The sequence below is a fragment of the Streptomyces justiciae genome, from assembly GCF_015163075.1.
Classification (GTDB): Bacteria; Actinomycetota; Actinomycetes; order Streptomycetales; family Streptomycetaceae; genus Streptomyces; species Streptomyces justiciae.
In genome coordinates this window covers 115,114-132,773 of sequence record NZ_JADDXU010000018.1, presented here as the reverse complement: position 1 = coordinate 132,773, position 17,660 = coordinate 115,114, and the positions used below count along the sequence as shown (strand labels likewise).

The following is a 17,660-nucleotide window of genomic DNA, read 5'->3' as shown; positions in this document are numbered from 1 at the left end:
TAGCGGGCCCTCCCCCTCCGCACCCGGACACCGCGCCGGGATTCACTCCTCCAGGTCGGGCAGCCGGGCCGGGGCCGGGCTGATGCGCTCGCCGTGCTGGTCGAAGACGAACAGGTGGGCGAGGTCGACCAGGAGGGGGACGTGCATGCCGTGGCGGAGCTGGAGGTCGGGCGTGGTGCGGACGATCAGGTCGCCGGGGAGGCGGCCGTCCGGAGGCGTCACGGGCGCGTTGTCCAACGGCTCGTCGAGCACCACCACCGGGCCCGCGCGCAGGGCGTCGGCGCGTTGCCGGAGGCGGTCCAGCACGCCGGGACCGCCGTCGCGACGGCGGCGCCGGGCCGGGCGGGCGGCGGGGCGCGGGGCCTCCAGATCGGGTACGACGGCCGGGCGGGAGCCGGTGTTGAAGTGGACGAGGTTCTCGTGGCCCTGGAACTCCACGTGCTCCACAAGGCCGGTGAGCGGCATCTCGCCGGGGCGGGCCGCGGACGGCTTGGCGATGCGCACCGCCTCGGAGCGCAGGCCGACGATGACCTCGCGGCCCTGCTGGACGCGGAGCAACTGGTGGTCCAGGGACAGGGGTTCGGGCAGCCGGAGGTACTGCTTGCCGAGGCTGATGGTCATCGCACCGTCCAACGGGGCGCGGACCAGGCCCTGGAGGAGGTTGATCCGCGGGGTGCCGATGAAGGCGGCGACGAAGACGTTACGGGGCAGCGCGTAGACCTCGCGCGGGCTGCCGACCTGTTGCAGGACGCCGCCGCGCAGGACGGCGACCCGGTCGCCGAGCGACATGGCCTCGGCCTGGTCGTGGGTGACGTAGACCGTGGTGACGCCCAACTCGCGGGTGAGCGCGGATATTTCGGCGCGCAGATGGTTGCGGAGCTTGGCGTCGAGATTGGACAGCGGCTCGTCCATCAGGAACGCGGAGGGGTGGCGGGCGATGGCCCGGCCCATGGCGACGCGCTGGCGTTCACCGCCGGAGAGCTGGGCGGGGAAGCGGTCGAGGAGTTCCTCGATGCCGAGCATGCGGGCGGTGGCGTCCACACGGGGGCGCGGGTCCGCGCCGGGGGTCTCGATGCGCAGCGGGAAGCCGATGTTGTCGCGGCTGGTCATGCTCGGGTACAGGGCGAAGTTCTGGAAGACCATCGCGATGTCCCGGCCGGACGGCGGGAGATCGTTGGCGAACTCGCCGTCGAGGAGCAGGTCGCCCTCGTCGATGTCCTCGAGCCCGGCGATCATCCTGAGGACGGTGGACTTGCCGCAGCCCGAGGGTCCCAGCAGCACGAGGAACTCGCCCGGGGCGATGTCCAGCGTCAGCCGGTCCACCACCCGGGTGCCTCGCGTATAGCTCTTGCTCACGTCGTGCAGAGAGATGGCGCGTGTCATGGCAGGTGCCCCCGGGGGCTGACTGAGCGCTGTTGCTCCGTGGCCGAATGCCCCGGGCGAGTCGCACGGGGCCTATGGGTCACGGAAGTTAACGGAATGTGTGCGGCCGGGGGAAGAGAATGGGCAGGATCGGACGGCACGGTCCAGCAGGTGAGAAACCGGACGGCCAGATTCAGTGCCGGGCGGGGGCCTCCCGGACCGCCACCAGGTGGGCGAAGACGACCAGGTTGCCCGAATAGCCTTTTCTGCGGTCGTAGGTGCCACCGCAGGTGATGAGCCGCAGCTCGGGGCGGCCTCGGGCGCCGTACACCTCCCGGTCGGGGAAGTGCGCCTTCTCGTACTCCCGGACGGCGTCGACGGTGTAGACGGCGGTACGTCCGTCCGCCCGCCGCACCTCGACCAGGCGTCCGCGTTTCAGCTCGGACAGGCCCGCGAAGACCGCGCCGCCGGTGTCGGTGTCCAGATGGCCCACGGCCACGGCGGTTCCCTGTCCGCCGGGAGCGGGGCCGTCCTTGTACCAGCCCACGAGGTTCGGATCGTCACCCGGCGGCGCCTCCAGGCGCCGGTGCCGGTCGAGGCGCAGGTCCGTGACCGGGGCGTCGACGTCCAGGTAGGGGATGAGGAGCCGGGTGGCCCGGGAGCGCGGCAGGGGGCGGAGCGCCGGAGTCGTCCGGTGACGGGGCGGGCGTACGCCCTGCCCGCCGGGGCGGGCCGGCTGGGCCGGGGCCCGGCGCGCGTCGGTGGTGGCCGGCGGGCGGCCTCCGCTCTTCGCCTCGGAAGCGGTCGGCCCGCGCCGAGCCGTGTCCGCACCGGGGGCGGCCGAGGCGGTCGGCGGGAGGTGCAGGCCGGTGCCCCTGGCAGGCAGCTCCTCTTGTACGGCGCCCGCCCCGGCTCGTACGCCCGGGGCCCCGGCGGAACCCGGCCCTCCCTCGGCAGCCGACCCCATCGCCTCCCCCCGCCCGGCGGCGGCGACCGTCTCGACGGGCGCCGCCGCACCACCGGGATCCTCGTCGTGCGTCCACAGCACGCCGGCCAGGATCAGGCACCCGGCCACCGCCGCCGTCCGCGCCAGCCGGTAGGCGCGCGTCGGGCGGCGTGGCTCGTGCCGGCGCCCGCGCCGAGGCGCGCACCTGGGACTGCTACGCGCCATGCGGGCGACGGCGAAGCCGCAACCACACCGCACCGCCGGCCGCGGCCAGACCCACGACCGCCGCACCGGCGACCGGCCCCATCGCCGCGTCCTTGGCGAGTCCGCCGCCGCCGGCCGGCGGGCCGCCGTTGGGGCCGCCCGGACCGCCGCCCGGCCTGGTCGATGTCGGAGTCGGCGTGGGGTTCGTGCAGTCGACGGTGAACACCTTCTGCTTGCCCGCGCCCGTCCAGTTGTCGCCCTTCCAGACGAGCTTGTACAGCCCGTCGGACAGCGTCAGATCCTCGGTGCGCGCGGCGCCGTTCACGTCTGCCGTGCCGTCGCCTGAGAGGTGTCCGGTGCCCGCGTTCGGCCCCTGCCCCTGCCCGTCGATGGTGTAGGTGAAGTGTTCGCGCGAGTCGAAGTTGAAGGCGGCCAGATAGAACTTGCAGACCTTCGGCTCGTCTCTTTGGTCCTCGTCGCTGGGGTCGACGGGCCTCGATTCGGCCTTGTGGATCTTGACGTCGCCGTTGTCGCCGGGAGCCGCCGCGGCGGTGCCGGGTACGCCGATCAGGACGGTGCCGGCGACGGTGAGCGCCGCGAGGGCTGCGGTACGGCCGCTGGCGCGGCGTGGACGGGCGGCGATGAGCATGCGCATTTCCTCCGAGTCTGGCGATTTTCATACGAATCGCATCGCGCCTGACTCTCTGTCATATCCGCCACCTCATGCGGGGTACCCCGCGCCGACACACCGTCAGGCGTCCTCCTTACGGCCCACCGCCGCTCCCGAACGGCGGACCCCCGGCGCCGCCTCGGCGGGCCGCGCCGGCGACCGCAGCGCCACCCCCGCCGACAGGAGCAGCAGCGCGCCCAGCATCACGAACGGCGCGGCCGCGCCCACGACCCCCGCGACCAGGCCCGCCGTGGCCGGTGCGGCGACCTGGCCGAGGCGGTTGCCGGTGAGGCGCAGGGCGAGGGCGGTGGAGCGGGCGCCGTCGGGGGCCGCCTGTACGACCGTCGTCATGGACAGCGGCTGTCCGACGCCGAGGCAGAAGCCGAGCACGGCCAGCATCAGCGCGAGCGCCCACACCGGTACCGGCAGGGCGATGCCCGCGCAGAGCACGGCGGCCAGCAGACAGGTGACCGTCAGCAGCATGGCGCGGCCCAGCAGCCGCAGCAGCGGGGTCAGCACCAGCCGGCAGGCGATGGTGGCCGCCGCGCGGAGGCTGAGCAGGAGGCCGATCACGGAGGGGGCGATGCCGCGGTGCTCGCCGACCACCGGGAGGTAGGCGGTGAGGATGTCGGTCGCGGAGAGGACGGCGAGGCTGATGAAGATGCCCGCGGGGACGCCCCGGGCGCGCAGGATGCGCCCGACCGGCACCCGATCGCCTTGCTCCGTACGGGACTTGACCGCCGTACGGTCCTCGATGCGCCACAGCGAGGTGAACGCGACCGCGGCACCCGCCCCCGCGACGAGCAGGGCGAGCGCGCTGGTGCCGGCCATGTCCTTGCCGCCGATGAGCGCGCCCGCGGCGACCGGGCCGACGAGCTGGCCGAGGGAGGCGCCGATGGTGAAGTGGCCGAAGTTGCGGTCCTGTTCGTGCGGCGCGGACTGGCGGGCGACGAGCGACTGGGCGCCGATCACGAAGCAGAGGTGGCCGAGTCCCATCACCCCGCTCCAGATCGCCATCGCCCACAGGGAGTTGGCGACACCGCTCAGTGCGCAGCCGCCCGCTATCAGGACCACGCCGACGGGCAGCAGGGGTGCGCAGCGGCCGTGGTCGGTGCGCCGGCCCAGCGGGACCGCGGCGAACAGCGGGAGCAGGGCGTAGACCCCCGCGATGATGCCGATGGCCTGTTCGTCGGCGCCCAGCGCGAGGGCCCGGTAGGAGACGGCGGGCCGGGCCATCGACACCGCCCCCTGCGCGAAGCTGAAGGCGATGACGAGGCGGAGCAGCCAGCCGCGGTTCCCACCGGGCGCCATGTGCGAGTCCTCCATCGAGGGTGGTTCAGATGATGCCGAAGAGGATGCCTGCGCCGAGGATGATCAGGCAGGTGAGGGCGGCCCACTTGACCACGAACTTCGTGTGGTCGCCGAACTCGACCTTGGCCATGCCGACCAGGACGTAGACGGCCGGGACGAGCGGGCTCGACATGTGCAGCGGCTGGCCGACGAGGGAGGCGCGAGCCATCTCCAGCGGCGAGACGCCGTGGGCGGCGCCGGCCTCGGCGAGGACCGGCAGGACGCCGAAGTAGAAGCCGTCGTTGGACATGAAGTAGGTGAGCGGCAGGCTCAGGATGCCGGTGACGAGGGCCATGTGCGGGCCCATGCCCTCGGGGATGACGTCGACCATCCAGCGGGCCATGTGGTCGACCATGCCGGTGCCCTGGAGGACGCCGGTGAAGACGGCGGCGGCGAAGACCATGCCGGAGACGTTGAGGACGTTGTCGGCGTGGGCGGCGAGCCGGGCCTTCTGGTCGGGGATGTGCGGGAAGTTGACCGTGAGGACGAGCGCGGCGCCGAGCAGGAACAGCACCGGGATCGGCAGCCACTCCATGATCATGGCGGTCAGCAGGGTGGCGGTGACCAGGGCGTTGAACCAGTACAGCTTGGGACGCAGGGTGGCGCGGTTGGGGTCGAGGACGGTGAAGCGCTCCTCGTCGCCGTCCTCGGCGTCGGTGCCGGAGCCGGAGCCGGAACCGCCGGTGACCGTCTTGCCGGTGGAACCGGAACCGGCGCCCACGAGAACCGTCTCGGACTCCTTCTCCTCGACGAGCACCTCGTCCAGCGTCAGCACACCGAGGCGCTTGCGCTCCTTCAGACCCAGGAAGTAGGAGAGGACGAAGACGCCCAGCAGGCCGACGGCGAGCGCCGGGATCATCGGGACGAAGATGTCGCTGGCGTCGAGCTTGAGCGCGGTGGCGGCGCGGGCGGTCGGGCCGCCCCACGGCAGGGTGTTCATCACGCCGTTGGCCATGGCGGCGACACCGGTCATCACGACCAGGCTCATCTTCAGGCGCTTGTAGAGCGGGTACATCGCCGAGACGGTGATCATGAAGGTGGTCGAGCCGTCGCCGTCGAGGGAGACGATCGCGGCGAGGATCGCGGTGCCGACGACGATCCGCATCGGGTCGGCCTTCGCGAACTTCAGGATGCCCCGCACGATCGGGTCGAAGAGGCCGACGTCGATCATCACACCGAAGTAGACGATCGCGAACATGAGCATCGCCGCGGTCGGGGCGAGGCTGGTGACGCCGTCGATGACGTAGTCACCGAGCTTGGCGCCCTTACCGACGAACACACAGAAGAGTGCCGGGATCAGCACGAGCGCCGCGATCGGCGACATCTTCTTCATCATGATCAGGACCAGGAAGGTCGCGATCATGGCGAAGCCGAGGATGGTCAACATGAGTGGATACCTAACGTTCGCCCTTGAACTCCCACCAGGGCCGGCGGTGCGATGGACGTTAGGTGCCGTCGAGCGGTGTTAACAAGACGTTGACGTGCGAGCAATAAGCGCAAAACTGCAGGTCACAGCTTTGTGATCAACTCGACCGGTACGGCGTTGAGGACCGCGTTGCCTGACAGCGGGTCCAGGAGACGGCCGTCGAGCAGCTGGTTCACGTTGACACCGGGGTCCTGGGCGGCGTGGTTCATACGGGTCCCGGGGCGGTCGTGGCCCCAGCCGTGCGGGAGGCTGACGACGCCCCGGCGCACGGTGTCGGTGATCTCCACGGGCGCGGTCACCGCTCCCCCGGCGCCCTTCACCCCGACCGGCTGTCCGTCGACGAGCCCGAGGCCGGCGGCGTCCTCGGGATGGATGTGCAGGGTGCAGCGGTTGGTGCCGCCGGTGAGGGCGGGGACGTTGTGCATCCAGCTGTTGTTGGAGCGCAGATGGCGACGGCCGACGAGGACCAGCCCGGCGGACCGCTCGGACGCCGCCTCCCGCAGGCGCGGCAGATCGTCGGCGATCGGCTGCGGCAGCAGCTCCACCTTCCCGCTGCGGGTCTTCAGCGGCTGCGGCAGCCGCGAGGCGAGCGGCCCGAGGTCGATGCCGTGCGGATGCGCCAGCAGCTTCTCCAGGCTCAGCCCGTCCGGTCGTACGCCGAAGCCGTCGCCGTAGGGGCCGAGGCGCAGCATCATGTCGAGCCGTCGCTCGGGGCCGGAGACGCCGGTCAGCAGCCCGGCGAGTTCCTTGGCGTCACGGCCGTGCACCGGGGAGTACGGCTCCTTGACCGCCTTGCCGAGGGTCTGCCCGATGACCAGGTCGTCCACGGCCGAGGGGTCGGCGCCGTGCATGCCGGTCGCGGCGAGGACGAGCCGGGCCAGGATCTCGGTCTCGGCCATCCGGCCGGGCTCCAGCGGGACCGCGGGGCGGGTGTAGCGGACCTGGTTGCGGACGGCGAGGGTGTTGAAGGCGAAGTCGTGGTGCGGGCTCTGCGAGGGCGGCGGCGGGGGCAGCACGACGTCGGCGTGGCGCGAGGTCTCGTTGAGGTACGGGTCGACGCTGACCATGAAGTCGAGCCCGCCGAGGGCCTTGTCGAGCCGGTCTCCGTCGGGCACGGAGAGGACGGGGTTGGCGGCGACGGTGACGACCACCCGGATCGGCTCGCCCTCCTCCGTCGCGGTGTCGATCTCCTCGGCGAGCGCGGAGATCGGCAGCTCCCCCTTGGCCTCGGGGTGCCGGCTCACCCGGGAGTGCCAGCGGCCGAGCGTGAAGCCGTGGCTGGGTCCGGCGGGCCGGGGTGTGCGGTCGGTGGCGGCCTGCGGGAAGAGGGCGCCGCCCGGGCGGTCCAGGTTCCCGGTCAGGATGTTCAGCACGTCGACCAGCCAGCTGGCCAGCGTGCCGTGCGGCACCGTGCAGCTGCCGATGCGGGCGTAGACGGCGGCGGTGGGGGCGGCGGCGAGTTCGCGGGCGAGGGTGCGGATGGTGCCGGCGTCGACGTCACAGGCGTCGGCGACGGCTTCGGGGGTGAAGTCCCGTACGGCGTCCCGGAGTTCGTCGAGCCCCTGGAGATGCGGGGTCAACTCCCCCGTGTCGACGAGGTCTTCCTCGAAGAGGGTGTACGTCATCGCCGCCAGCAGCAGCGCGTCGGCACCGGGGCGGATCGCGAGGTGGCGGTCGGCGAGCTTGGCGGTGCGGGTGCGGCGCGGGTCGATGACCGTGAGGGTGCCGCCGCGGGCCTTGAGCGCCTTGAGCTTGCCGGGGAAGTCGGGGGCGGTGCACAGACTGCCGTTGGACTCAAGGGGGTTGGCGCCGATGAGGAGCAGATGGTCGGTGTGGTCGAGGTCGGGCACCGGGATGGCGTTGGCGTCGCCGAAGAGGAGCCCGCTGGAGACGTGCTTGGGCATCTGGTCGACCGTCGAGGCGGTGAAGACGCTGCGGGTGCCGAGGCCGGCGAGCAGCACCGGCGGGTAGAGGGCGCCGGCCATGGTGTGCACGTTGGGGTTGCCCAGCACCACGCCGACGACGTTCGGACCGTACCGCTCGACGGCCGGGCGGATGCCGGCGGCGACCGCGTCGAAGGCCTCCTCCCAGGTGGCCTCGCGCAGCTCGCCGTCCTTGCGGACCAGCGGGGTGCGCAGCCGGTCGGGGTCGCCGTCGACGGCGCCGAAGGAGGCGCCCTTGGGGCAGATGAAGCCCTCGCTGAACACGTCGTCGCGATCGCCGCGGGCGCCGGTGACCCGGGTCCCCTCGATGGTGAGGGTCAGGCCGCAGGTGGCCTCGCACAGGGGGCAGATACGCAGGGCGGTGCGGGACACGGGTCCTCCCGGGGCAGCGGTGCCTGTCCCGGCCGAGCATACCGACCAGTTGGCATGGAGGGGAGCCCCTGCGCGGGGGCCGTGCGGGCGGCGGTCAGTCCAGCACGCGCGCGAGGTAGGCCCGGAGCATCTCCCGGGCCTCCGCGATGATCCGCTCGTCCCCGTCCGCCGCCACCCGGAACGCCAGATGGACGAGGGTGTCGGCGGTCTCCACGGCGATGAGGAAGGTGCGGCGCAGGTCGTCGTCGGGGTCGCGGTGGAGATAGCCGGCGAGGAGTTCGGTGAGGCGGTCGGCGACGCGGTGGTTGGGTTCGGCGCGGGCGCCCACGGGGATCTGGTTGCCGAAGTCGACGAGGGAGAAGCCGGGCACGGTGCGCTTCATGGCGAGGTACTCGTCGAGGACGGCGTCCAGGGCGTCCCGCCAGCCTCCGTCGGCGCCCTGGAGACGTTCGCCGACCTGTTCACTGAAGCGTTCGAGGTTGCGCTGGGCCAGGGCATCGGCCATCTGCCGTTTGTTGCCGAAGAAGCGGTACACGGAGCCGATGGGGACGCCGGCCCGCTGGGCGACGGCCCGGGTGCTCAGGTCGTCGTAGCCGACCTCGTCGAGGAGGTCGGCGCAGGCGTCGAGAATCCTGGTCAGCCGTTCGGCGCTGCGCCGCTGCACGGGCGCACGGCGGAGCGATGTCGCGGAAGTCGCGTGGGGCACGGGCTTCATGATGCCTTTCCGCCGCGGTCCGGTGAAGCTCGCCCCCCAGTACGCACATACGTGCCCGGTGCACTCAGCACGTCCGGGGAGACCGAGGCGTCCGGTGAGCCCTCCGCGCCCGACACCGTGATGTCCGCCGTGCTCTCCACCGGGTCGCCGTCGACCGCCCACACGGTGCCGTCGTCGGCGTAGAGCCGGGCGGTGACGGTGTGGGTGCCGCGCGGGACGAGGTCGCCGGGGATGCGGTACTCGGGGGTGCGCAGCCGGGTGACGAGGCCGCCGTCGACGTACAGGTAGACGAGCCCGCGCCCCTCCACGGGTCTCGGCTCGGCGCCCGCCGGGGAGAAGCGGAAGCGGGTGAGGGTCAGGCGTACGTCCCAGCTGTCGTCGGTGTCGGGCTGGACCTCGATGCCGACCTCGGGGGCGTCCTTGCCGTCCACCTCGCGGTAGTGCCGCCCCTCCTCGTCGGTGTCCTTGAGGACCTTGCCCACCGGTGAGGGTGAGACCGCTTTCTCCTTCTGCCCCGCATCGCCGGAGTCGCAGCTCGCGGTTCCGGTCAGCACTAGGACACAGACCGCGAGCGCGGCCGGGAGGGCCCGCGTCCACGTCATGACCGGGAGCGTAGAACAGCCGTCCGGAAGTCGGATCCCCCTGGAGGTGGGTTCTCCTCCTCCCTGATGAGGAGGGCCTCACTACCCCTTGCGGAGGCGAAACCGCAATCCTACGGTTAACCATAGGAATCAGAGCGCAAGGGAGCGATCATGAGCGGGGACGCGCGGAAGACCGCGGAGGGACTCACCTACCTCTCCGGGTTCGGCAACGAGCACAGCTCGGAGGCGGTCCCGGGGGCGCTGCCGGAGGGCCGCAACTCACCGCAACGCGCCCCCCTCGGGCTGTACGCGGAGCAGCTGAGCGGCACGGCGTTCACCGAGCCCCGCGCGCACAACCGCCGCTCCTGGCTGTACCGCATCCGCCCCTCCGCCGCCCACCCGGCGTTCACCCACACCCACAACGGCCGGCTCCGTACGGCCCCCTTCACCGAGTCCGTCCCCGACCCGAACCGGCTGCGCTGGAACCCCCTCCCCGAGCCCACCGAGGGCACCGACTTCCTGGCCGGCCTGTGGACCCTCGGCGGCAACGGCGACGCGGCCCAGCGCACTGGCATGGCCGTGCACCTCTACCACGCCACCGACTCCATGGACCGCGTCTTCAGCGACTCCGACGGAGAGCTGCTGATCGTCCCGGAGCGCGGCGGCCTCCTGCTGCGCACCGAGTTCGGGCTGCTGCACGCCGAGCCCGGCCATGTCGCCCTGATCCCGCGCGGCGTCCGCTTCCGGGTGGAGCTCCTCGACGCGTCGGCCCGCGGCTACGTCTGCGAGAACTACGGCGCCCCCTTCCGCCTCCCCGACCTCGGCCCGATCGGCGCCAACGGCCTGGCGAACGCCCGGGACTTCAAGGCACCGGTCGCCGCGTTCGAGGACGTCGAGGGCCCGGTGGAGGTGGTGAACAAGTTCTGCGGCAACCTCTGGACGGCCACGTACGACCACTCCCCGCTGGACGTGGTCGCCTGGCACGGCAACCTCGTGCCGTACGTCTACGACCTGCGCCGTTTCAACGTCATCGGGACGATCTCGTACGACCACCCGGACCCGTCGATCTTCACGGTGCTGACGTCGCCGAGCGACACCCCCGGTCTCGCCGGGGTCGACTTCGTCGTCTTCGCGCCGCGCTGGCTGGTGGGCGAGGACACGTTCCGGCCGCCGTACTTCCACCGGAACGTGATGAGCGAGTACATGGGCCTCATCGAGGGCGCCTACGACGCCAAGGCGGAGGGCTTCGTGCCCGGCGGCGGCTCGCTGCACAACATGATGTCGGCGCACGGACCCGACCGGGACACCTTCGACAAGGCGAGCGCGGCCGAGCTGAAGCCGCAGAAGATGGACGACGGGCTGGCGTTCATGTTCGAGACGCGGTGGCCGGTGACGCTCACCGCGCACGCGGCCCAGGCGGACCATCTGCAACGGCACTACGACGACGTGTGGCAGGGCATGGAGCGGCACTTCCGCCCCTTGCACTGAAGATCCCCGACCGGTACGGATGGCCCTGTGACCTCCTTCGCCCCGGACTCGATCGTCCTGAACCGCAAACTGCCGCTCTGGTATCAGGTGTCGCAGTCGCTGCGCGCCTCGATACTGGGCCGCTCGCCCCAGGACCCGCTGCGGCTGCCCACCGAGGAGCAGCTGGCGGGGCACTACGGGGTGAGCGTGCTGACCATGCGGCAGGCGCTGAAGGAGCTGGAGGACGAGGGGCTGATCACCCGCCATCGCCGGCGCGGCACGTTCATCGAGCCGAAGGCGCTGCGGACCGCGCCGGTGCGGCTGCTCGGCTCGGTGGACGCGATCGTGGCCCAGCAGTCCGGCATGACCACGGAGCTGCTCGGTCACGGCAGGGGGCCGGTGCCGCCCGAACTCGCCGAGTACTTCCCCGAGCTGGACGAGGTGGGGACGTACCACCGGCTGCGCTCGGACGAGAAGACCGGCGAGCCGACGAACCACGCCCGCAACTGGGTCCGCCCCGAACTCGCCGCCCGCATCGACCCCGAGGACCTCGTCCGCTGGCCGATGACCAAGGTGCTGCGCGATGTCGTCGGCGCGGACATCAGCCGCATCACGGACACCGTGGAGGCCCGCCTGGCGGACCCGGAGACGGCCCAGCTCCTCCAAGTCCCGCTGCTCAGCCCGATCCTGCACTACACGGGTGTCACCTACGACCCGGAAGGGCAGGTCCTGGACGCGGCGGTCATCCACTACCGCGGCGACCGCTTCTCCTTCACGGTGACCTTGGAGGCGACCTGACCCCGGTGTCGTATCGAGGTCGTACGATGCCCAGCGTGACGCACGACGACGCTCCGCTGCTCGCGGACCTCATGCCGTGGTCCGTCGCACCGCCGCGGCTTGGTCGGGGGTGGCCGGCGGGCCCCGACTCCGCGTCCCTGAAAGCCCGCTGGGACGCCCTGCTGAAGGCCGAGGGACCGGACCGCGAGGCCCTCTTCGAACCGACGCGCTCCCGCCACCTCCGCTCCGCGGTCGGGCAGCTGCCGGGCCGGACGGGCGGCACGGAGAAGCTGATCCGGGCGACCGGCCCCTGCCCCGAGCCCGTCCGTGTCCTGTACGCCCCCTTCGACGAGCAGTGGTTGATCCCCGACCACCGTCTGATCGACACCGCCCGCCCGGAGTTGTGGCGGGTGACGGACGACGACCAGGTGTTCGTGGCGGAGACGGCGGGCGGCGGCTCCGGCCCGCTGCTGGTCGCCACGTCGCTGTTCCCGCTGCTGCGGCCTGGCCGCGTGCGCCCGCTGTACCGCCGACCCGGGGGCGCCGAACCGAACCTGGCGCCGGGGCTGTTGGCGTACCTGGGCGAGCGTCTGGACCACCAGCCCTCCCCCCTCGACGTCCTCGCCTGGATCATGACCGCGATCCGGCCCGACCTCACCGTCCCGCTCACCGATGATCCCGAACTCTGGGCGCGGGGCGTGGAGTCGGGCCACCGCCTGCTGTGGCTGATGCGCCGCGACGGCGAACGCCCCAAGCTGCCGGGCGGCCGCCGCCCCTACGTCCGCGCTCCCCTGCCGTCCCGCCCCCTCACCCTGCACTACGACCGCGACGAGGAGACCCTCCACCTCGACGAGGGCCGTATCTCCCCGGTACCGCCGGAGGCGTGGGACTACGAGGTGGCTGGGGTACGGGTCCTGGAGGAGTGGTTCACGGCAAGGACGGCAGAATCCGAGCCGGGCACGCTGGGGGCGATCCGCCCGGCGACCTGGACACAGGCGTGGACATCGGAACTGCTGGAGCTGATCACGGTGTTGGCGCTGCTGGCGGAAGTGGAGCCGCTGGAGGAGGAGTTGACGTCCGGCATCAGGACGGCGGACCTGCGGAAGGCTGGCGTACTGCCGGTGCAGGACTGGGCGCGCGGGCCGGCATCAGTGCTTGATGGTCATGAAGAGGGACCTGAGGGTCAACTCACCCTGCTTTAACGCCTCTCCGGATCGAACGCGTCCAACACCCGCTCCAACGCCCTCCTGAACACCCCCTCCAGATCGATCGGCCCACTCTGCTCCATGAACGCCGCCGCCAGCCTCGGATACGCCCCGGTCGCCACCTGACTCCCGAGGTAGGCGATCCGCACGGCGTTCTCCTCCTCCTCGGACCACGGCATGGAACGCGTCCGCTCGGCCGTCGCGATCTCGTTCGAGGTGTACGTCGTCACGACCCCGTTGAGCAGCGCGACAAGCTCCGTCTTGGTGGCGTACGGCAGGTCGAGCGGCTCCAGGCACTCCAGGCAGTGCTCCAGGTAGCGCAGGCTGTTGGGGCTGAACCCGTACACCCCTGACATCAGCCGCGGCACCCACGTGTGCCGATGCATGATCGCGCGCGTCTCCATCGCGTTACGGAGCATGTCCGCACGCCAGTCCCCCGAGGGCTCCTGGATCACATGCTCCGCACCGATCGCGTCGATCATCAGCTCGTACAGGTCCTCCTTACGGGGGACGTAGTTGTACAGCGACATGGTCCCGCAGCCCAGCTCGGCCGCGACCCGTCGCATCGACACCCCGTCCAGGCCCTCCGCGTCAGCGATCCGCACCGCCGCCGCCGCGATGTCGGCGCGGGTGTACGCCGGCCTCGGCCCACGGCCGGTGCGCTCGGGGCGCGCCCAGATCACTTCGGGTACGGCCGCTCGGCCCGCCATCGATCATCACCTCGGCCACCATCCTAGTTACGTACAGCGTACGTAGTGCGCTATGGTCGACCCATGACTACTACGTACGCTGTACTTAGTGAGGGTCTGGAGAAGCGGTTCGGTGAGGTGCGTGCCCTGCGCGGGCTCGACCTCGCCGTCCCGCGGGGCACGGTCTGCGGGGTTCTCGGGCCGAACGGGGCGGGCAAGACGACGGCGGTACGGCTGCTGACGACGCTGCTGCGCCCGGACGCGGGGTCGGCCAGGGTCGCGGGGCACGACCTGGTCCGCGAGGCCGCGGCCGTACGGCGCGCCATAGGCGTGACCGGGCAGTACGCGTCGGTCGACGGGGACCTCACCGGGCGGCAGAACCTGCGGCTGTTCGCCCGGCTGCACCGGATGCGGGCGCCGAACGAGCGGGCGGCCGAGCTGCTGGAGCGCTTCGGGCTGGCCGAGGCCGCCGACCGGCCCGCGTCCACCTGGTCCGGCGGGATGCGCCGCCGTCTGGACCTCGCGGCGAGTCTCGTCCGCCGCCCCGAGATCCTCTTCCTGGACGAGCCGACGACCGGCCTCGACCCGGCGAGCCGCGGCGCCATCTGGGACGCGGTCCGCGAGCTGAAGCAGGACGGCACGACGGTCCTGCTGACCACGCAGTACCTGGAGGAGGCGGACCAGCTCGCCGACGACATCGCGCTGGTGGACCGGGGCCTGGTGGCGCACACCGGATCGCCGGCCCAGCTCAAGGCGGTCATCGGCACCTACGTCGAGGTCGTCGTCGCGGACCCGGAGGTCCTGGTGGAGGCGGCGGGCGTGCTCGACCGGCTCACCGGCGGACAGCCGACGTTCGACCACGAGCGGGTGGCCGTCGGCGCGGTCACCCGGGACACCACGCTCACCCTGCCCCGACTGGTGCGCGAACTGGACGCGGCCGGGGTGCCGTTGATCGACGCCAGTCTCGAACCACCCACGCTGGACGACGTGTTCCTGCGTCTGACGGCCGAGCAGGAGGTCGCCGCATGAGCACCCTCGCCTTCGACGGCACGGCCATGCTGGGCCGCCAGTTGCTGCGGGTCCGCAACAACCCGGCGCTGGTGATCCTGACCCAGACGATGCCGATCAGCATGCTGCTGTTCTTCGGCTATGTCTTCGGCAGCGCGCTGGCGATGCCGGGCGCGGAGTACCGCTCGTTCCTGGTGCCGGGGCTGCTGGTGGCTACCGCCGCCAACGGGATCATGACCGGCATGTTCCAAGCCGCGCAGGACGTGCACCGGGGTGTGACGGACCGGCTGCGGACGCTGCCGGTGAGCCGGGCCGCCGTACCGGTGGGGCAGGCGACGGCGGATGTGATCGTCACGGCCGTCGGCACGGTGCCGTTCCTGCTCGTCGGGCTCGCGGTGGGGTGGCGGATCGAGGGGTCGGCGCTCGAAGCGGTGGCGGCGGTGGGGCTGTTGTTGCTGTTCCGGTTCGCGTGCACCTGGGCTGGGATCTTCCTCGGGCTGCTGACGCGGAGCGAGGAGGCGGCCGGCCAGTTGGGCAGCGCGACGTTCATGCTGCCGCTGCTGTCCAACGCCTACATCCCGACCGACAACCTGCCGGGCTGGCTGCGCACGATCGCCGAGTGGAATCCGATCAGCGCGCTCACCACGGCCCTGCGGGACCTGTTCGGCAACGCGCCGGTCCCGGAGGGTGCCGCCTGGCCGGTGGCGCATCCGGTCGCCGGTTCGCTCGCCTGGTGCGCGGTGCTGCTGGCGGTGTTCGTGCCGCTGGGGGTGCGCCGGTACGCGCGCGGCGAGGGGTGAACTCCGGTGGCCGAAGGGTGAGTTGAGCGGTCATGCCGCAGGAGAGCCCCGGGTGAATCCGGGGCTTCTTCGTCAACGGGTGGGCGTCGTCGACGAGTTCATGCGGGCTGGGGGGATGTTGCGTACTCGCGCCGGGCGGTCACCCCGGAGGGTGCCGCATGCCGTGGGGATGACGGACGACGGGGTCGCGGCGCCGTGCCGGACCGGTGCGACCGCCCGAGCGCGAGTCGGGAGCTCAGCGCCCGCCGAACAGCGAACGACGCAGTCGGCGCAGCGGCGCGAACAGCGAGACGCGGCGGACCCGCGCCTTCTGGTCGCTGTGGTTGCGTACGGGCTCACGCGCTGTCAGCTCCCGCATCAGCGTGGTGGCCTCGGCCGTCTTCTGCTGCGGCACCACGGGACCCCCGAGCACCGCGAGATGGCGGTCGAGACGCGAACTGGTCGCGCTGCTCCCGCAGGTGATCGCAGGGACCCTGGCCCTGCTGCGCACTGTTATCTGTTCCATGTCACTCCCCACCCGTACGAGTCCACCCGGCCCGGGCAGGGTAACCCTATCGCCCCCACGGGGCACTCGTGTATCGAGGTCACAGGATTCACCTTCCCCATAAGGGTGTTGACGACCCCTCTTTGATTACTCTCCGAATCCAACCGATTTCAGGGCGAGTTGGACAACTGGCTGGCTGGTGGGTTGCGCTGAGCCACCATCGGGCTCGACGGTTACAGCGAGTGATGTGGCGGACTTGTCGAGACCGCTCGCGACCAAGGGCGTGTCGGCGTCGAAGAGCCCGAGGGAGCGCGGTTGCGCGTCGGGGCGCATGAGCCACAACTGGTTCACGCGGCCGCTCGGGATGTCGTCGTATCCGCTCAGGGTGACGACCGCCTGTCCCTCCGCCGCGGAGGCGACCACCCCGATGCTGCGGCCCCGGGCGTCCTTGCCGGTGCTGGCGCGGGCGTCCGGAGCTGCGAGAACGTGGGCGATCTCACGTGCCTGGGCGCGCTCGGCGTTCAGCTGGTCCTGCGTCTGGTTCGCCTGTACGGCGAACAGCGAGGCGACGACGAGGGCGGCGGCGGCCGTGGCGGTGGCGAAGGGCACGAAGAGCGGGCGGCGCGCGCGGGGCGCTCCCCCACTGCCGAAAGCGTGGGAGGGGCCCCCAGAGCGAGCAGGCGGCGCCTGGGTTCCCCAGACATGCGCCGGCAACTGCGGCTCGTGCGCGCGTACCGGCTGTTCCTGCGCGGTCGTGCGGACGGCGGCCAGCACCCGGTCGCGCATCGCGGGCGGTGCCGGGGCGGCCGTCGACCAGGCCAGCCGGACCGCGTCCTCGGACAGCGCGCGGACCTCGGCGGCGCAGACCGGACAGTTCCTCAAGTGCTTCTCGAAGCGCGTCCGCTCGGCCGGCTCCAGCGCGTCCAGGGCGTAGGGGGCGGCCAGCGAGTGCGGGTCGTCGCGGCGCAGCAGTTTGTCGAGCAGGCTCACGCCACACCTCCCAGGCACTCGCGCAGTCGGGTCAGTCCGTCGCGCATCCGGGTCTTGACGGTGCCCAGCGGCAGCGAGAGCCGCTCGGCGACTTCACGGTACGTGTAGCCGTCGTAGTAGGCGAGGGTGACGGACTGCCGCTGGAGGTCGGTGAGCCGGTCCAGGCAGCGGCGCACCCACTCCCGTTCGAGCCCCGCCTCCACCTCCTCGGTCACCTGGTCGAAGGCGGTGTGGTGGGCCCGCCGGGCCTCCCGCTGCTCGCGCTCGCCGGCCGCGCGGGCACTGCGCACCCGGTCCACGGCCCGCCGGTGGGCGAGGGTGAGGACCCAGGACAGGGCGCTGCCCCGGCCCGGGTCGAACCGCGCGGCGGACCGCCAGAGCTCCAGCAGCACTTCCTGGGCCACCTCCTCGGACTGCGCCGGATCGCGCACCACACGCCGTACGAGGCCGAACACCGGCCCGGACACCAGTCCGTACAGCTTCTCGAATGCCTTCTGGTCACCGCCGGCCACGAGTACCAGAAGCTCGTCCGCCTCCAACTCGTCTCCCCCTCCCGCGAGCCCGCATCTGGGTCGTCCCGTCCCACGAGGTATTCGCAACGAACACACCTCCGGATGGGGTTACGGATCAGAAGGCCGAAAACGCGGGTCGAGCTGCGAGGAAATAAGTTT

At 71.8% G+C, this 17,660-nt stretch carries 17 protein-coding genes; 5 read left to right on the top strand and 12 right to left on the bottom strand.

Annotated features, from left to right (window positions below; translation table 11 throughout):
* Nucleotides 1-42: 42 nt before the first annotated feature.
* From IQ210_RS37630 to IQ210_RS37595, 8 genes are all read right to left on the bottom strand, one after another.
* Complete coding sequence (locus IQ210_RS37630) at nt 43-1,383, bottom strand: ABC transporter ATP-binding protein (RefSeq protein WP_194083730.1); 1,341 nt, start codon at nt 1,381-1,383, stop codon at nt 43-45.
* Nucleotides 1,384-1,555: 172 nt separating this feature from the next.
* On the bottom strand, nt 1,556-2,533 hold the full coding sequence (locus IQ210_RS37625) for a class F sortase (RefSeq protein WP_194083729.1): 978 nt from the start codon (nt 2,531-2,533) through the stop codon (nt 1,556-1,558).
* Nucleotides 2,523-3,161 carry a hypothetical protein gene (locus IQ210_RS37620; protein WP_194083728.1) on the bottom strand — a complete coding sequence of 213 codons (639 nt, stop codon included), beginning with the start codon at nt 3,159-3,161 and terminating at the stop codon, nt 2,523-2,525. The genes IQ210_RS37625 and IQ210_RS37620 overlap by 11 nt, the downstream gene beginning before the upstream one ends.
* A 102-nt stretch (nt 3,162-3,263) precedes the next feature.
* Entirely contained in the window at nt 3,264-4,493 is a 1,230-nt protein-coding gene (locus IQ210_RS37615; RefSeq protein WP_194083727.1) for an MFS transporter, read from the bottom strand.
* A 25-nt stretch (nt 4,494-4,518) separates the two neighbouring features.
* A complete protein-coding gene (locus tag IQ210_RS37610; RefSeq protein ID WP_194083726.1) occupies nt 4,519-5,919 on the bottom strand; it encodes a CitMHS family transporter in 1,401 nt (466 codons plus the stop codon).
* A 122-nt stretch (nt 5,920-6,041) separates the two neighbouring features.
* Nucleotides 6,042-8,273, bottom strand: coding sequence for a molybdopterin oxidoreductase family protein (locus IQ210_RS37605; RefSeq protein ID WP_194083725.1), 2,232 nt, complete (start codon nt 8,271-8,273; stop codon nt 6,042-6,044).
* Between the two features lie 94 nt (nt 8,274-8,367).
* The gene (locus IQ210_RS37600) at nt 8,368-8,988 is read right to left on the bottom strand and encodes a TetR/AcrR family transcriptional regulator (RefSeq protein ID WP_194083724.1); all 621 of its coding nucleotides are present in this window, start codon (nt 8,986-8,988) and stop codon (nt 8,368-8,370) included.
* The gene (locus tag IQ210_RS37595) at nt 8,985-9,590 is read right to left on the bottom strand and encodes a DUF4249 domain-containing protein (protein ID WP_194083723.1); all 606 of its coding nucleotides are present in this window, start codon (nt 9,588-9,590) and stop codon (nt 8,985-8,987) included. The genes IQ210_RS37600 and IQ210_RS37595 overlap by 4 nt, the downstream gene beginning before the upstream one ends.
* A gap of 150 nt (nt 9,591-9,740) precedes the next feature.
* Between IQ210_RS37595 and hmgA the strand changes: the two genes are divergently transcribed.
* Genes hmgA through IQ210_RS37580 form a run of 3 tightly spaced genes read left to right on the top strand, consistent with a single transcriptional unit; the run spans nt 9,741 to nt 13,015 of the window.
* A complete protein-coding gene (gene hmgA, locus IQ210_RS37590) occupies nt 9,741-11,057 on the top strand; it encodes a homogentisate 1,2-dioxygenase (RefSeq protein ID WP_194083722.1) in 1,317 nt (438 codons plus the stop codon).
* Nucleotides 11,058-11,084: 27 nt separating this feature from the next.
* On the top strand, nt 11,085-11,834 hold the full coding sequence (locus tag IQ210_RS37585) for a GntR family transcriptional regulator (RefSeq protein ID WP_194083720.1): 750 nt from the start codon (nt 11,085-11,087) through the stop codon (nt 11,832-11,834).
* A gap of 26 nt (nt 11,835-11,860) precedes the next feature.
* On the top strand, nt 11,861-13,015 hold the full coding sequence (locus IQ210_RS37580) for a type ISP restriction/modification enzyme (RefSeq protein WP_194083719.1): 1,155 nt from the start codon (nt 11,861-11,863) through the stop codon (nt 13,013-13,015).
* Here IQ210_RS37580 and IQ210_RS37575 read toward each other — a convergent pair.
* Nucleotides 13,012-13,728: a TetR/AcrR family transcriptional regulator gene (locus IQ210_RS37575; protein WP_194083718.1), complete on the bottom strand. Its 717-nt coding sequence runs from the start codon at nt 13,726-13,728 to the stop codon at nt 13,012-13,014. The genes IQ210_RS37580 and IQ210_RS37575 overlap by 4 nt on opposite strands.
* Before the next feature lie 63 nt (nt 13,729-13,791).
* Here IQ210_RS37575 and IQ210_RS37570 point away from each other — a divergent pair, with 63 nt between their 5' ends.
* Both IQ210_RS37570 and IQ210_RS37565 read left to right on the top strand, forming a co-directional pair.
* Nucleotides 13,792-14,736 carry an ATP-binding cassette domain-containing protein gene (locus tag IQ210_RS37570; RefSeq protein ID WP_194083717.1) on the top strand — a complete coding sequence of 315 codons (945 nt, stop codon included), beginning with the start codon at nt 13,792-13,794 and terminating at the stop codon, nt 14,734-14,736.
* Entirely contained in the window at nt 14,733-15,515 is a 783-nt protein-coding gene (locus IQ210_RS37565) for an ABC transporter permease (RefSeq protein WP_194083716.1), read from the top strand. Before IQ210_RS37570 ends, IQ210_RS37565 begins: the two co-directional genes overlap by 4 nt.
* Nucleotides 15,516-15,750: 235 nt before the next feature.
* Here the strand turns inward: IQ210_RS37565 and IQ210_RS37560 are convergent, their stop codons facing one another.
* The 3 genes from IQ210_RS37560 to IQ210_RS37550 form a co-directional block, all read right to left on the bottom strand.
* A complete protein-coding gene (locus IQ210_RS37560; RefSeq protein ID WP_194083715.1) occupies nt 15,751-16,020 on the bottom strand; it encodes a hypothetical protein in 270 nt (89 codons plus the stop codon).
* Nucleotides 16,021-16,146: 126 nt separating this feature from the next.
* Entirely contained in the window at nt 16,147-16,989 is an 843-nt protein-coding gene (locus tag IQ210_RS37555; RefSeq protein WP_194083713.1) for an anti-sigma factor, read from the bottom strand.
* A complete protein-coding gene (locus IQ210_RS37550; RefSeq protein ID WP_194083712.1) occupies nt 16,986-17,528 on the bottom strand; it encodes a sigma-70 family RNA polymerase sigma factor in 543 nt (180 codons plus the stop codon). The genes IQ210_RS37555 and IQ210_RS37550 overlap by 4 nt, the downstream gene beginning before the upstream one ends.
* Nucleotides 17,529-17,660: the final 132 nt, after the last annotated feature.

Bases quoted from the DNA above. Each gene is read 5' to 3' on its own strand.
- IQ210_RS37600 (WP_194083724.1), bottom strand. From the start codon at position 8,988: ATGAAGCCCGTGCCCCACGCGACTTCCGCGACATCGCTCCGCCGTGCG.
- IQ210_RS37560 (WP_194083715.1), bottom strand. From the start codon at position 16,020: ATGGAACAGATAACAGTGCGCAGCAGGGCCAGGGTCCCTGCGATCACC.
- IQ210_RS37630 (WP_194083730.1), bottom strand. From the start codon at position 1,383: ATGACACGCGCCATCTCTCTGCACGACGTGAGCAAGAGCTATACGCGA.
- IQ210_RS37580 (WP_194083719.1), top strand. From the start codon at position 11,861: ATGCCCAGCGTGACGCACGACGACGCTCCGCTGCTCGCGGACCTCATG.
- IQ210_RS37610 (WP_194083726.1), bottom strand. From the start codon at position 5,919: ATGTTGACCATCCTCGGCTTCGCCATGATCGCGACCTTCCTGGTCCTG.
- hmgA (WP_194083722.1), top strand. From the start codon at position 9,741: ATGAGCGGGGACGCGCGGAAGACCGCGGAGGGACTCACCTACCTCTCC.
- IQ210_RS37570 (WP_194083717.1), top strand. From the start codon at position 13,792: ATGACTACTACGTACGCTGTACTTAGTGAGGGTCTGGAGAAGCGGTTC.
- IQ210_RS37615 (WP_194083727.1), bottom strand. From the start codon at position 4,493: ATGGCGCCCGGTGGGAACCGCGGCTGGCTGCTCCGCCTCGTCATCGCC.
- IQ210_RS37595 (WP_194083723.1), bottom strand. From the start codon at position 9,590: ATGACGTGGACGCGGGCCCTCCCGGCCGCGCTCGCGGTCTGTGTCCTA.
- IQ210_RS37565 (WP_194083716.1), top strand. From the start codon at position 14,733: ATGAGCACCCTCGCCTTCGACGGCACGGCCATGCTGGGCCGCCAGTTG.
- IQ210_RS37620 (WP_194083728.1), bottom strand. From the start codon at position 3,161: ATGCTCATCGCCGCCCGTCCACGCCGCGCCAGCGGCCGTACCGCAGCC.
- IQ210_RS37625 (WP_194083729.1), bottom strand. From the start codon at position 2,533: ATGGCGCGTAGCAGTCCCAGGTGCGCGCCTCGGCGCGGGCGCCGGCAC.
- IQ210_RS37575 (WP_194083718.1), bottom strand. From the start codon at position 13,728: ATGGCGGGCCGAGCGGCCGTACCCGAAGTGATCTGGGCGCGCCCCGAG.